Here is a 12,772-nt window from a genome sequence, read left to right on the forward strand (position 1 = left end):
GCGCGACTTTTCCTCCCGCAACCCCGCCTGACCTGAGGGTTTTTACAACAATGACCAAAATGGCAGATACCACTGCACAATGCGGTGCGGAGCTTATTGTCAAAAATCTGGAAGCGCATGGCATTACCCATGTGTTTGGTATTCCCGGTGCCAAGGTGGACCGGCTGTTTGACGCGCTGGTTGATTCCTCGATCGAAACCGTTGTGACCCGGCATGAGCAGAATGCCGCCTTTATTGCCGGGGGCCTCGGGCGCATTACCGGCAAGGCCGGGGTGTGCATTGCAACATCTGGCCCCGGTGCTTCCAACTTTATTACCGGGCTGGCCACCGCCAATTCGGAAGGGGACCCCGTTCTGGCCATTGGTGGCGCGGTCAAGCTGGCAGACCGGCTTAAGCTGACACACCAGACCATGGATACGGTCAGCCTGTTCCGCCCCGTAACCAAATACAGCGTGGAACTGACCACCCCCACCGCCATTTCGGAAGTTATGGCCAATGCCTTCCGCTTTGCAGAAAGCGGGCGGCCGGGTGCGGCATTTGTCAGCACGCCCATGGATGTGCTGTCCATGCCTGCCAATGCCCCGGTTCTGGCTGACCGTCTGGCCCCGCGCATGGGGGGCGCTCCGGCAGATGTGGTGGCCGAGGCCGCAACGCTGCTTAAAAAAGCCAGGCGTCCCGTCATGCTTTTGGGCATGCTCGCCAGCCGCCCGGATGTGGCAGATGCCGTGCGCGCTTTTGTCAAACAGACAGGCGTGCCGGTTGTGGGGACGTATCAGGCAGCTGGTGCCGTATCGGAAGAGCTGGTGGACCGCTTTGGTGGGCGTATCGGCCTGTTCCGCAACCAGCACGGGGACCAGCTTCTGCACGAGGCCGATGTGGTGGTGGCCGTGGGCTACAACCCGGTGGAATATGACCCGTGGCTGTGGAACGTGAATGACGCCCGCCAGATTATCAATGTTGATATTGTGGCGGCTGAACTCGACAATGCCTTTGTGCCCGCCATTGAACTGATCGGTGACATTGCCCTGACCCTTGAAGGGCTGGGCGGCAAAGCCGGTGGCCTTGCCCGCGCGCCGGAGCTGGAAGCGGTGCTGGAAGGGTATAAAAAAGCCCGCAGCACTGCGCTGCTTACGGCACGTAGCAGCAGTAACTCCGCCGTGCACCCGCTCCAGATCGTGCGTGAGCTGGAACAGTTTGTAACCCCGGACATGACCCTGTGCCTGGATATGGGAACATTCCATATCTGGCTGGCGCGTTATCTGCTCTCCTTCCGGGCGCGTCAGGTGCTTATCAGCAACGGCCAGCAGACCATGGGTGTAGGCCTGCCGTGGGGGATTGCGGCCAGCCTTGTTAACCCATCGCAAAAAGTTGTTTCAATTTCTGGCGATGGCGGATTCATGATGTCGAGCATGGAGCTGGAAACAGCCGTGCGCCTGAAGTGCAATCTGATCCATATGGTCTGGATTGATCAGGCTTACAACATGGTCGAAATTCAGGAGCAGAAGAAGTACGGCCGTGGCTCCGGCGTGCATTTTGGCCCGATTGATTTTGCAAAATATGCAGAAGCCTGCGGGGCAAAAGGCATTACGGCCACAACGGAAGATGGCGTGCGGCAGGCCCTGCGCGAGGCCATGGATGTGGAAGGGCCGGTGGTTATTGCTGTGCCGGTTGACTATTCGCACAACCACCTGCTCATGCAGCCTCTGGCACAGTTGGGGGAAACCACGGCAGCAGCCTGAACATAGCGCTGCGCTTGACGCAGAACAGGTTCTATTGCTGTCATCCGCTCCATCCGTTTCATTAGCGCGATAATGTTGTTATAACACCACAGCACGGCGCCACTGACGGACGGAGCAAAGGAGGCAGGCAGACTGCCTTTTTTCTTCCATGACGCGGCAACGCAGTATGAAAGAGAACAAGAATGCAGATGCCCGAACCCAACCAGACCATTATAAGCCAGCGTGATGCACTGGCACAGGGTCTGCGCCAGATTGTGGGAAAAGACTGGGTTATTTCCGACGATGCACAGCGCAGGCCTTACCAGTGCGATGGCATTACCGCCTATATGGCTATGCCGCTGCTGGTCGTGTTGCCGGGGTCTGCGCAGGAAGTGCAGGCTGTTCTGCGTTTCTGCAACGAAAAAGGCGTCAAGATTGTTCCCCGTGGTTCTGGCACATCGCTCTCGGGTGGTGCCCTGCCGCTGGAAGATGGCGTGCTGCTGGTTACGTCCCGCCTGTGCAACGTGCTGGCGGTGGATGAACACAACCGCGTAGCCCGCGTGCAGCCGGGTGTGCCCAATATTAAAATTACCGAGGCTGTCAGCCACCTTGGCCTGTGCTACATGCCTGACCCGTCCAGCCAGTTGATCTCCACCATTGGTGGCAATGTGGCGGAAAACGCCGGGGGCGTGCACTGCCTTAAATACGGTGTGACCGCCAACCATATTCTGGGCATTCAGGCCGTGCTGATGACCGGCGAAATGGTGGAACTGGGCGGTGCCTACCTTGGCGCGGCCGAGGGTGAGCTGGACCTTATGGGGGTGCTGACCGGCTCTGAAGGGCTGTTGGCGGTCGTGACCGAAATTGCCGTGCGGCTGGAGCCCGTGCCCGAAGTTGCACGCGTGATTTCCATGAGCTTCGCGTCCGTGGAGGAAGCGTGCGAATGTGTGGGCGCCATTATTGGCGTGGGTATTATTCCTGCGGGTCTGGAGTTCATGGACCGCAAGGTGCTTGATGCGGTTTCCGTCCTGATCAAGGAAAAGTTTGATGACCGCACGGCCGCACTCCTGCTGTGCGAGCTTGATGGCACGGCGGTTGAGGTGGACGCGCTGGTTGGTGTGGTCAGCGATGTGGCGCGTGGGCAGGGGGCTATTGAGCTCAAGGTCAGCACCACGGAGGAAGAACGCCAGCGCATATGGAGCAGCCGCAAGCTGGCATTTTCCGCCATTGGCAAGCTCTGCCCGGATTATTACTGCACGGACGGCACCATTCCGCGCAACAAGCTGCCCGAGGTGCTGAACAAGATGGCGGACATGTCCAAAAAATACGGGCTGGATTACGCCAACTGCTTCCATGCGGGGGATGGCAACCTGCACCCCATCATCATGTATGATGCCGCCAAACCGGGCGATCTGGAAAAAGCCGAGGAGTTCGGGGCCGATGTGCTGATCGCCTGCGTGGATGCGGGCGGGGTGCTCAGCGGTGAACACGGCATTGGCGTTGAAAAACGTGACCTGATGACCCACCAGTTTACCGAAGTGGATTTGCAGCAGCAGCAGATGGTCAAATGTGCGTTTGACCCCAAGGACCTGCTGAACCCGGGCAAGATGTTCCCCACCCTGTGCCGCTGTGCGGAGTTCGGGCGGATGCATGTGAACAACGGCAACCTGCGTTTTGCGGATATTCCGCGTTTCTGATTCCGGTAGGGCATAGCAAGCATGACAGACACACAAACCACTGCATCCATGCGTCCTGCCACAACACAGGACGTTGCAGATATTCTTATGGACGCGGCCAGCCGGGGCGAGCCTCTGGTGGTGCGGGGCAATGGCACCCGTGCCGGGCTGGGTAACCCGGTTGCCGCTACCCGCGTGCTGGAACTGGGCGGGCTGGACCAGATAGATTTTTATGACCCCGATGATCTGGTGATTCGCGCAGGTGTTGGCGCCACGCTGGATGAGGTCGAGCAGGTTCTGGCGCAAAAAGGGCAATACCTGCCGTTTGAACCCCCACGCTATGCCGGGCTGTATGGCACCAATGGCGCGCGCAGCACACTGGGTGGGGCGGTTTCCACCGCCCTGTCTGGCCCGCGCCGGATTCTGACCGGGGCAGCAAGGGACTTTGTTCTGGGCGTGGAAGGTGTGAACGGTCAGGGCGATGTGTTCAAGGCTGGCGGCCGGACCATGAAGAACGTGACCGGCTACGACATCAGCAAACTGGTAACAGGGGCCAACGGTACGCTGGCAGCACTCACAACCGTTACACTCAAGGTGCTGCCCGCCCCACGGGCGGAGGTAACTCTGGTGCTGCCCGCCGCCACACTGGAGGAGGACGTAGCCCTGTTTGCCAGAATGCGCGCCCTTCCGCTGGGGCTTGGCGGGCTGGCCCGCAGGGTCAATGCCGCAGGGCTGTGCGAACTGCTGGTGCGCGTGGAAGGCACAGTGCCCGGCGTTGCGGGCAACCAGCAGGTGCTCAATGGCATGCTGGCCACCCGTGGTGGCATGGTGGTGCTGGAGCAGGAGCAGAGCCGCGCCCTGTGGGCCGGTGTGCGTGAACTGGACTGCCTGAATGCCAAACCGGACGAGCTGGTGTGGCGTGTTAACCTGCCCGCCACAACCATGCCCGCCTTTGTGGAGCAGGCGCGCAGTGCAGGCTGCATCAACCGCTTTTTTGTGGACTGGGCCGGCGGTGTGGTGTTCTCCACCATGCGCGGCGTGCAGCCCGAGGTGGATACCCTGCGTTACCGTAAAATGGCGGAAAAAGCAGGCGCGCGTGCAACCCTGCTGCGTGCGCCCGATGCGGTGCGTGCCCAGTTTGGTGCGTTCCCGCCCGTCAGTGCGGGGGTTGCAGCACTAGCCGCGCGCACCCGCACAGCCTTTGACCCGGCAGGTATTCTCAACCCCGGCCGCATGACCGTTCAGGCATAGGAGACGCCCCAATGCTCAGCCATATTCCCCAGGCCGCGCTGGATGCGGACCCGAACGTGCAGTTGGCCAAGGACATTATTGGTAACTGCGTCCATTGTGGCGTGTGCCTCTCGCGCTGCCCCACATACGCCGTCAAGCATGAGGAAAACGACAGCCCGCGCGGCCGTATTTTCCTTATGAAGGACATGTACGAAAAAGGTGGCGTGCCTGATGCCAAAACGGTCGAACATCTGGACCGCTGCCTGACCTGCCTTGCGTGTGAGGCTATTTGCCCGTCAGGCGTGGAATACTCCAAACTGATCGCCCATGGCCGCGAATATGTGGAGGAGCATTACAAACGCCCGCTCTTCCAGCGCGCCGTGCGCGAACTGCTGGTCCGGCTTATTCCCAATGCCCGCCTGTTCCGCCTTGCCATTTTTGGCGGGCGTCTGGGCAGGCCCTTCCGGGGTCTGTTTTCGGGCACCCTGCGTGCCATGCTGGATATGGTGCCAACCAACCCGTTGCCCGCTCCCAGCCCGGTGGACCGGCCGCAAACATTTTTACCCGCGCCGCAGGCAGGCAAGGCGGTCAAACCGCGTAAGCGTGTGGCGCTACTTAACGGCTGCGTGCAGACCGTGCTGGACACAGCCATTAACGAAGCCACAATCCGCCTGCTCCAGCGCCATGGGGTAGAGGTGGTGGTCGCAGCAGGTTCAGGCTGTTGTGGTGCCCCTGCCGAACATATGGGGGACGAGGCGCAGGCCCTGCCACTGGTCAAGGCCAATATTGACGCCTGGCTGCGTGAGGCCGATGGCCCGGACGGGCTGGATGCCATTGTCATCAACACATCCGGCTGTGGCACATCCATCAAGGCCTATGGCCACGCACTCAGGCTGGACCCGGAATGGGCGGACAAGGCCGCGCGCGTGTCCGCCATGGCGCGGGACATTACCGAGTTTATGGTCGAGATCGGGCTGGAAAAACCTGCCACCCCCACGGGGCTGCGGGTGGTGTACCATTCCGCGTGTTCCATGCAGCACGGCCAGCGGATTGTGAACCAGCCCAAGGACCTGCTGCGTGAGGCAGGCTTTACCGTGCTGGATGTGCCCGAGGGCTACCTGTGCTGTGGGTCTGCTGGTACCTACAACCTGCTCCAGCCAGACATCGCCAATGAGCTGAAGGAGCGCAAGCTGCGCAACATCCGCTCCGTACATGCCCAGATTGCCGCCAGCGGCAACATCGGGTGCATGACCCAGCTTGCAGGGGAGGCCGGGCTGCCGTTTGTGCACACGGTGGAACTGCTGGACTGGGCCACTGGCGGGCCGGAACCCGCAGCCCTTAAAGGGCAGAAGCTGGCGGCGGAGTAGCCAGCACAGGGCCGTGCCGCACACGGTGTGGCCCGTAGCGGGCTGGATAACGGCGGACACAGGTGCAAGGCGCGCAACAGCGCAGGGGAGCATAAGGCATGTCAGGCATAACAGGGGTGGATACAGCCGGAGGGCAACTGCGCCGTGGGGCTGCCGTATTGCTGGAGGTGTTGCGGAGCGAGGGGGTTGATTACATTTTTGGCAACCCCGGCACCACCGAACTCCCGCTGATAGATGCGCTGCTGGAAATACCCGACGTGCATTACGTACTGGGGTTGCAGGAGGCCAGCGTTGTGGCCATGGCCGATGGCTATGCGCAGGCTGCCCGCAAGCCGGGTTTTTTAAACCTGCATACGGCGGGCGGGCTGGGGCATGGGCTGGGGAACCTGCTAAACGCCAGTGTCTCGCAAACGCCGTTGGTGGTGACTGCGGGGCAGCAGGATTCGCGCCATACCATTTCCGACCCGCTACTGTTCGGGGATCTGGTGCAGATTGCCCGCCCCGCCGTTAAATGGGCGCAGGAAGTCGCCCATGCGGACCAGTTGCCCGTGCTACTGCGCCGCGCCTTTCATGATTCCACGGCAGCCCCCGCCGGGCCCGTGTTCCTCTCGCTTCCCATGGACGTCATGGAGGAGCTGAGTGCGGTGGATATTGGTGCGCCATCGCAGATCAACCGGCAGGCTGTGGCCGGTGGTCTACCCGAGCTGGCCCGTGCGCTGGCGGGCATAGCACCGGGGCGGCTGGCCATTATTGCGGGGGACGAGGTGTACGGCTCCGATGCGGCAGCCGAGGTCGCCGCCGTGGCCCAGTGCCTGGGTGCGCCGGTTTATGGGTCTTCCTGGCCGTCGCGCATTCCCTTTGCCACAGCACACCCGTTGTGGTGCGGCAACCTGCCCACACAGGCAACCGCCATTGCGCAGACACTGGGCGCGTATGACGCCATTTTTGCCCTTGGTGGCAAATCGCTCATTACCATTCTCTACACCGAAGGCCCGGCCCTGCCGCCAAGCTGTGCGGTGTATCAGATGTCGTCCGATGTAAGGGACCTTGGGCGCACGTTCTGGACCCCGCTCTCGGTCGTGGGGGATGTGCGGGCGTCGCTTCAGGCCCTGCTGCCGGAGTTGCAGGTGCTCACACAGGGCAGAGCCGCGGGCTACCACGCGGCGGGCGAGCGTGTGGCCGCCCAGCGCATGCAGCATAAGGCGCAGGCCAGACAGGCCATGCAGGCCCACCGTAGCGATGCGGTCATCCACCCCAGCGTTGCCGCGTGGGAAGTGGTGCGCGCCGTGGGGCCGGATATTGCCATTGTGGATGAGGCCATAGCCACATCCTCCGATGTGCGTCTGTTTTTGGAAAGTGCGTGGTCTGCGCAGTATTCGTTCCTGCGTGGCGGTGCGCTGGGCTGGGGCATGCCCGCAGCGGTTGGGGCCTCACTCGGCCTTGGGCGCGAGCGTGTGGTCTCCCTTGTGGGGGATGGGGCGGCCCTGTATTCGCCACAGGCATTGTGGACTGCGGCACATGAAAAGCTGCCCGTTACTTTTGTGGTCATGAATAATCAGGAGTACAACGTGCTCAAGAACTTCATGCGGCAGCAGAAAGATTATATTTCCGCGCGGGAGGGCACATATCCGGCTATGGATATTGTTAACCCGAGCATAGACTATCAGGCGCTCGCCCGTTCCATGGGGGTGCCCTCCACCAAAGTGACACGGGCGGCAGATATTGCCCCCGCACTGGAGGCCGCCTTGGCGACTGATGGCCCATCGTTAGTGGAAATTGTGATTGCAGCGAGCTGAGGAGGCTCGCTTCTTTACCGGGGGTGCGTATGAAAATCGGGTTGTTTATTCCCTGTTATATAGACGCGTTTTATCCAAACGCGGGGATTGCCACACTGGAACTGCTGGAAAAGCTGGGGCAGGACGTGGAATACCCAATGAACCAGACCTGCTGTGGCCAGCCCATGGCCAATTCGGGCTGCAACAAGGATGCGGCTGCGGCAGAAGCACTGTTTGTTAAAAACTTTGCCAGGTATGATGCCATTGTCATGCCGTCCGGCAGTTGCACGCACCATGTGCGCGATAATTTTGACGCCATCGAGCAGACCGATGACGTACGCCATGTGCGTGAAAACACGTTTGAGCTGGTCGAGTTTTTGCACGATGTGCTCAAGGTGCAGGACTTCCCCTGGGCGGAGTTCCCGCACAAGGTGGGGCTGCACAACAGCTGCGGCACCCTGCGCGCCCTGCGCACGGCCAGCATGTCCGAACTGGGCGAGCCGTTCTTTTCCAAACCCATGGACCTGCTGGGCAAGGTCAAGGGTATTTCCTTTGCCACACCCAAACGGCCTGATGAATGCTGCGGTTTTGGTGGCACCTTCTCGGTTACGGAGGAGGCTGTTTCGGCCAAAATGGGCACGGACAAGGTGCGGGACCACCATCAGGCAGGGGCTGAGTATATTGTCTCGGCCGATACGTCCTGCATGATGCACCAGCAAGGGTGTGCGGAGCGGGCCGGTGTTCCCATCCGCTTCATTCATATTGCTGAAATTCTGAATGGAGCGCGGGAATGAAAGTCAAACCTGTCAACCACGCCAAGGCGGCGGAAGCGTTTATCGAAGATACCGCCCACATGGATTTCCATGACGAACGGCTGTGGGACCTGCGGCAAAAGCGTGATGGGCAGATGCACATTCTGCCCGAATGGCAGGAACTGCGCGCACGTGCATCCGCCATCAAGGAGCACACGCTGGCCAACCTGCCAGAATACCTTGAACAGTTTGAGGCCAACGCCAAAAAGAACGGTATTCATGTGCACTGGGCAGCCGATGGCGCGGAACATAACCGCATTGTTGGCGAAATTCTGGAAAAGCACGGCGCCAAATCGCTCATCAAGAGCAAATCCATGGTGACCGAAGAATGCTGCATGCGCGAGTATCTGGAGCCACGCGGCGTTGTGGTGACGGAAACTGACCTTGGGGAGCGCATCCAGCAGCTGGATAACCAGATGCCCAGCCACATTGTGGTTCCAGCCGTGCATAAGCTGATCCCCGATGTTGCCAAGATTTTTGCCGAGCACTATCACACGGACCCCAACGACAACAGCGCGCAGTCCCTTGCATGGCAGCAGCGGCTGGCTGCCCGCCCGGTTATTCTGTCCGCCGATGCGGGTATGACGGGTGGCAACTTTGTGGTGGCCGAAACAGGCTCCTTTGTTGTCTGCACCAACGAAGGCAATGCCGACCTGAGTGCGACTGTACCGGGCCTGCACATTGCCACGATCGGGATCGAACGGCTGGTGCCGCGTATGGCGGATATGGGTGTGTTTATCCGCCTGCTTTCACGCTCGGCCCTTGGTTCGCCCATTACGCAGTACACAACGCATTTCCGTGGCCCGCAAAAAGGGAGCGAGATGCATGTGGTGCTGGTGGATAACGGGCGGTCGCACCGTTTGGGCATGGAGGACTTCTGGACCTCGCTCAAATGTATCCGCTGTGGCGCATGTATGAATACCTGCCCGGTTTATCGCCGTTCGGGTGGCCTGTCCTATGGTGCGGTGTATTCCGGCCCCATTGGCGCGATTATTGACCCCACCTTTAACGAGCGCAAATACAGCACGCTGCCTTTTGCCTCGACCATGAACGGGAGCTGCACCAATGTGTGCCCGGTCAAGATCAACATTCACGAACAGCTCTACAAATGGCGGCGTGTTCTGGCTGAACACCACGAACTGCCGTTTGTAAAGCGTGAGGTCATGCACATGGCGGGCAAGCTTATGGGCCAGCCCACCCTGTACCGTGCTGCCATTAACGGGACCGAGGTCGCGCTCAGCACCATGCCGCGCTTTGTGCTGTATAACTGGCTTAACCCGTGGGGCAAGCACCGCGAACTGCCGCATCCGGTCAAGCAGACCTTCCATAGCTGGTACAAGCAGAACCGCCTGAAAACCAAAAAGAAGGAAGGGGAAAGCGCATGAGCACCTCGCGCGATGCCATTCTGACCCGCCTGCGCGATAACAGGCCAGACCCCAAGGCCCACCCGCTCCCCCCTGTTGCACGTCTGGGGGATATGGATAACGGGCAGGCCCGGTTTGAAAACAGCCTCCAGATTCTGGGCGGGCAGGTGCTGGAACGGCAGGAGGGGGACACACTGGCTACCGCCATTGCCCGTCGCTTCCCCGATTCCAAGGTTATCTGCTCCGCCGTGCCGGATTTTGAAGGTACGATCCGCATAGAAGAGCTGGGCACACCCCAGCAGGCGGCCTCGGTGGATGTGCTGGTTGTGCGCTCCCCCTTCGGCATTGCGGAAATGGGTTCGATCTACCTGAGCGAAGCCCAGTTGCAGGACCTGAACTCCGCCGCCCACCTGACCCAGCATATTGTGGTGATCCTGTCGGCCAAAAACCTGACCGCCAACATGCATACAGCCTATATGGACCGCCCCGAGTTCCACACCGCCAATTATGGTGTGCTCATGAGCGGGCCATCCGCCACGGCGGATATTCAGGGTGTGCTGATCCGCGGTGCGCAGGGCGTGCGTACGCTGAGCGTGTGGTGGGAAGACTGAGCCTTGTCCTCCCATCCCGCCTGAAGGCGGGAAACGCATAAAAAAAGCCGGAGCAGTTTACGCCGCTCCGGCTTTTTTGCGCTCGGGTCGAGGGCTAACGGGCGCTCAGTCCCGCACGCGCTCGATCAGTGCGCCACATTTTGCCAGTTTGCGTTCCACCGCCTCATACCCCCGGTCAAGGTGGTACACGCGGCTCAGAATGGTCTCTCCATGGGCGGCAAGCCCTGCGAGAATGAGCGAGAACGAGGCCCGCAGGTCGGTCGCCATAACCGGTGCGCCAGACAGGCTATGTACCCCACGGATAATGGCGGAAGAACCGTGGACGTTAATGCGCGCACCCATGCGGTTGAGCTCGGGCACATGCATGAACCGGTTTTCAAAAATGGTCTCGGTAATCATGGAGGCCCCCTCGGCAACCGAGAGCAGCGCCATGAACTGGGCCTGCATATCGGTCGGGAATCCGGGGTAAGGCTCGGTCATGATGTCGATCCCGCGCAGCGCTCCGGTGCGGCGCACGCGCATGGTGTCCCCATCCTGCGTGACTTCGGTCCCGCATTCCTCCAATGCTCGCACAACAGCGCCCAGATGGTCCATCTGCCCGCCTACCAGCCGCAGGTCCCCACCTGTAATGGCGGCGGCACAGGCATAGGTCCCGCATTCAATACGGTCGGGCATAATGCGGTGTTCGGCACCGTGCAGGGCTTCCACGCCATCAATTAAAATGGCGGAACTGCCCGCACCCGTAATGCGGGCGCCCATGGCGTTCAGGCAGTTGGCCAGATCCACCATTTCCGGCTCACGCGCGGCGTTAATGATTTCGGTTTTGCCCTGTGCAAGCGTTGCCGCCATCATCAGGTTTTCAGTCGCCCCGACCGAGGCAAAAGGCAGAATAATGCGGTCGCCAACAAGCCCCTTGGGAGCACGGGCGTTAATATAGCCGTTTTCCAGCGTAATTTCCGCGCCCAGTGTTTCCAGCCCTTTAAGGTGGAGGTCCACCGGGCGGGTGCCAATGGCGCACCCACCGGGGAGGGACACGCGCGCCTCCCGGCAGCGGGCCAGTAGCGGGCCAAGCACCAGAATGGAGGCCCGCATTTTGGAAACAATGTCATACGGGGCTTCGGTATTGGTAATATCCCCCCCGACCGACAGGGTGGAGCCATCGCCCGTAACATCATGCACTTCCAGCCCATGCTGCTCCAGCAGGGCGCGCATGGTGGCAATGTCGGCAATATGGGGGACGTTGGACAGCACCAGCCGTTCGGAGGTCAGCAGCCCCGCCACCAGCAGCTTGAGGCCCGCATTCTTGGCCCCGCCAATGGTAATTTCGCCGTGCAGGGGGCGGCCGCCGCGGATAACAAAATGATCCATGGTTTTTACATCCGGGGCGTGGCAACGCCACGCTGGCCCATATATTTACCCGCACGGTCCGCGTAGCTGGTCTCGCACGGGGAATCGCCCTTGAAGAACAGGAACTGGCAGATCCCCTCATTGGCGTAAATGCGCGCGGGCAGGGGGGTGGTGTTGCTGATCTCGATCGTGACCTGCCCTTCCCATTCCGGTTCAAGCGGGGTCACGTTTACAATAATGCCGCACCGCGCGTAGGTGGACTTGCCAAGGCAGACCACCAGCACATCCCGCGGAATACGGAAGTATTCAATGGTATGGGCCAGCACAAAGCTGTTGGGCGGAATAATGCATTCATCCGCCTTGCGAGACACAAAACCTTCGGGGCTGAAGTTTTTGGGATCCACAATGGCGTTGTTTACATCCGTAAAAATACGGAAATCATCGGCCACGCGGGCATCATACCCGTAGGAGGACAGACCGTAGGAAATAACGCCTTCGCGCTTCTGGCTTTCCACAAACGGTTCGATCATGCCGTGATCGTGCGCCATCTGGCGGATCCATGTATCGGGCATCACGGGCATGTCTTGCTCTCTCCATTACCGGGGGGCTGTGTGGTGGCGGGGGATGGCTCCTCCGCCGTGTTATGGTCCTGTCTGGTCCGGGCCTGATCCTTGCGGCGGCGCAGGTTGGCGCGCAGTGCCGCGGCCTGGCGGGCAAGCCGCTCGGCGCGGGCCGCCTCCGCTCTGGCGGAAAGGGTCTGTCCGGAAGATTGGGTTTTGTCGGGCGTGTCAGTCATGCCAGATGCAGCAAGGCCAGTCGCGTACGGGTTAAACGTTCGCCTTGCTGACTAGCAGACGTACCGCGCCATGCCT

Annotated in this window: 11 protein-coding genes; 8 read left to right on the forward strand and 3 right to left on the reverse strand. The window is 60.6% G+C overall.

Translation table 11 applies throughout. The features are described 5' to 3' along the window. Positions 1–50: 50 nt before the first annotated feature. The 8 genes from alsS (at position 51) to LKE65_RS06035 (ending at position 10,553) form a co-directional block, all read left to right on the forward strand. Positions 51–1,739 carry an acetolactate synthase AlsS gene (gene alsS / locus LKE65_RS06000; RefSeq protein ID WP_086645802.1) on the forward strand — a complete coding sequence of 563 codons (1,689 nt, stop codon included), beginning with the start codon at positions 51–53 and terminating at the stop codon, positions 1,737–1,739. A gap of 182 nt (positions 1,740–1,921) precedes the next feature. Next, positions 1,922–3,415, forward strand: a complete 1,494-nt coding sequence (locus LKE65_RS06005; protein WP_278740735.1) for an FAD-linked oxidase C-terminal domain-containing protein — start codon at positions 1,922–1,924, stop codon at positions 3,413–3,415. 21 nt (positions 3,416–3,436) lie between these two features. Next, positions 3,437–4,645, forward strand: a complete 1,209-nt coding sequence (locus LKE65_RS06010; protein ID WP_278740736.1) for an FAD-binding protein — start codon at positions 3,437–3,439, stop codon at positions 4,643–4,645. 11 nt (positions 4,646–4,656) lie between these two features. Next, on the forward strand, positions 4,657–5,991 hold the full coding sequence (gene glcF, locus LKE65_RS06015) for a glycolate oxidase subunit GlcF (RefSeq protein ID WP_095349767.1): 1,335 nt from the start codon (positions 4,657–4,659) through the stop codon (positions 5,989–5,991). A gap of 98 nt (positions 5,992–6,089) precedes the next feature. Further along, positions 6,090–7,787: a thiamine pyrophosphate-binding protein gene (locus LKE65_RS06020; protein WP_278740737.1), complete on the forward strand. Its 1,698-nt coding sequence runs from the start codon at positions 6,090–6,092 to the stop codon at positions 7,785–7,787. 29 nt (positions 7,788–7,816) lie between these two features. Continuing rightward, the gene (locus LKE65_RS06025; RefSeq protein WP_166116054.1) at positions 7,817–8,560 is read left to right on the forward strand and encodes a (Fe-S)-binding protein; all 744 of its coding nucleotides are present in this window, start codon (positions 7,817–7,819) and stop codon (positions 8,558–8,560) included. After that, positions 8,557–9,963 (forward strand): lactate utilization protein B, encoded by a 1,407-nt coding sequence (locus LKE65_RS06030; protein ID WP_086645808.1) that lies wholly within the window; start codon positions 8,557–8,559, stop codon positions 9,961–9,963. Before LKE65_RS06025 ends, LKE65_RS06030 begins: the two co-directional genes overlap by 4 nt. Further along, positions 9,960–10,553 (forward strand): LutC/YkgG family protein, encoded by a 594-nt coding sequence (locus tag LKE65_RS06035; protein ID WP_086645809.1) that lies wholly within the window; start codon positions 9,960–9,962, stop codon positions 10,551–10,553. The genes LKE65_RS06030 and LKE65_RS06035 overlap by 4 nt, the downstream gene beginning before the upstream one ends. A gap of 105 nt (positions 10,554–10,658) precedes the next feature. On the opposite strand, the gene murA is transcribed toward LKE65_RS06035, so the two are convergent. The 3 genes from murA to LKE65_RS06050 are packed head-to-tail and all read right to left on the reverse strand — an operon-like array spanning position 10,659 to position 12,696. Next, complete coding sequence (murA, locus tag LKE65_RS06040; protein ID WP_086645810.1) at positions 10,659–11,921, reverse strand: UDP-N-acetylglucosamine 1-carboxyvinyltransferase; 1,263 nt, start codon at positions 11,919–11,921, stop codon at positions 10,659–10,661. 5 nt (positions 11,922–11,926) lie between these two features. Then, a complete protein-coding gene (dcd, locus tag LKE65_RS06045; RefSeq protein WP_086645811.1) occupies positions 11,927–12,481 on the reverse strand; it encodes a dCTP deaminase in 555 nt (184 codons plus the stop codon). Then, positions 12,472–12,696 carry a hypothetical protein gene (locus tag LKE65_RS06050; RefSeq protein WP_086645812.1) on the reverse strand — a complete coding sequence of 75 codons (225 nt, stop codon included), beginning with the start codon at positions 12,694–12,696 and terminating at the stop codon, positions 12,472–12,474. The genes dcd and LKE65_RS06050 overlap by 10 nt, the downstream gene beginning before the upstream one ends. Positions 12,697–12,772: the final 76 nt, after the last annotated feature.

This window comes from Acetobacter fabarum (assembly GCF_022483405.1).
Taxonomy (GTDB): Bacteria; Pseudomonadota; Alphaproteobacteria; order Acetobacterales; family Acetobacteraceae; genus Acetobacter; species Acetobacter fabarum.

What these genes read in the sequence shown, in the direction of transcription:
- dcd (WP_086645811.1), bottom strand. Translation starts at nt 12,481, where the DNA reads ATGCCCGTGATGCCCGATACATGGATCCGCCAGATGGCGCACGATCAC.
- LKE65_RS06030 (WP_086645808.1), top strand. Translation starts at nt 8,557, where the DNA reads ATGAAAGTCAAACCTGTCAACCACGCCAAGGCGGCGGAAGCGTTTATC.
- alsS (WP_086645802.1), top strand. Translation starts at nt 51, where the DNA reads ATGACCAAAATGGCAGATACCACTGCACAATGCGGTGCGGAGCTTATT.
- LKE65_RS06005 (WP_278740735.1), top strand. Translation starts at nt 1,922, where the DNA reads ATGCAGATGCCCGAACCCAACCAGACCATTATAAGCCAGCGTGATGCA.
- murA (WP_086645810.1), bottom strand. Translation starts at nt 11,921, where the DNA reads ATGGATCATTTTGTTATCCGCGGCGGCCGCCCCCTGCACGGCGAAATT.
- LKE65_RS06010 (WP_278740736.1), top strand. Translation starts at nt 3,437, where the DNA reads ATGACAGACACACAAACCACTGCATCCATGCGTCCTGCCACAACACAG.
- LKE65_RS06020 (WP_278740737.1), top strand. Translation starts at nt 6,090, where the DNA reads ATGTCAGGCATAACAGGGGTGGATACAGCCGGAGGGCAACTGCGCCGT.
- LKE65_RS06035 (WP_086645809.1), top strand. Translation starts at nt 9,960, where the DNA reads ATGAGCACCTCGCGCGATGCCATTCTGACCCGCCTGCGCGATAACAGG.
- LKE65_RS06050 (WP_086645812.1), bottom strand. Translation starts at nt 12,696, where the DNA reads ATGACTGACACGCCCGACAAAACCCAATCTTCCGGACAGACCCTTTCC.
- glcF (WP_095349767.1), top strand. Translation starts at nt 4,657, where the DNA reads ATGCTCAGCCATATTCCCCAGGCCGCGCTGGATGCGGACCCGAACGTG.
- LKE65_RS06025 (WP_166116054.1), top strand. Translation starts at nt 7,817, where the DNA reads ATGAAAATCGGGTTGTTTATTCCCTGTTATATAGACGCGTTTTATCCA.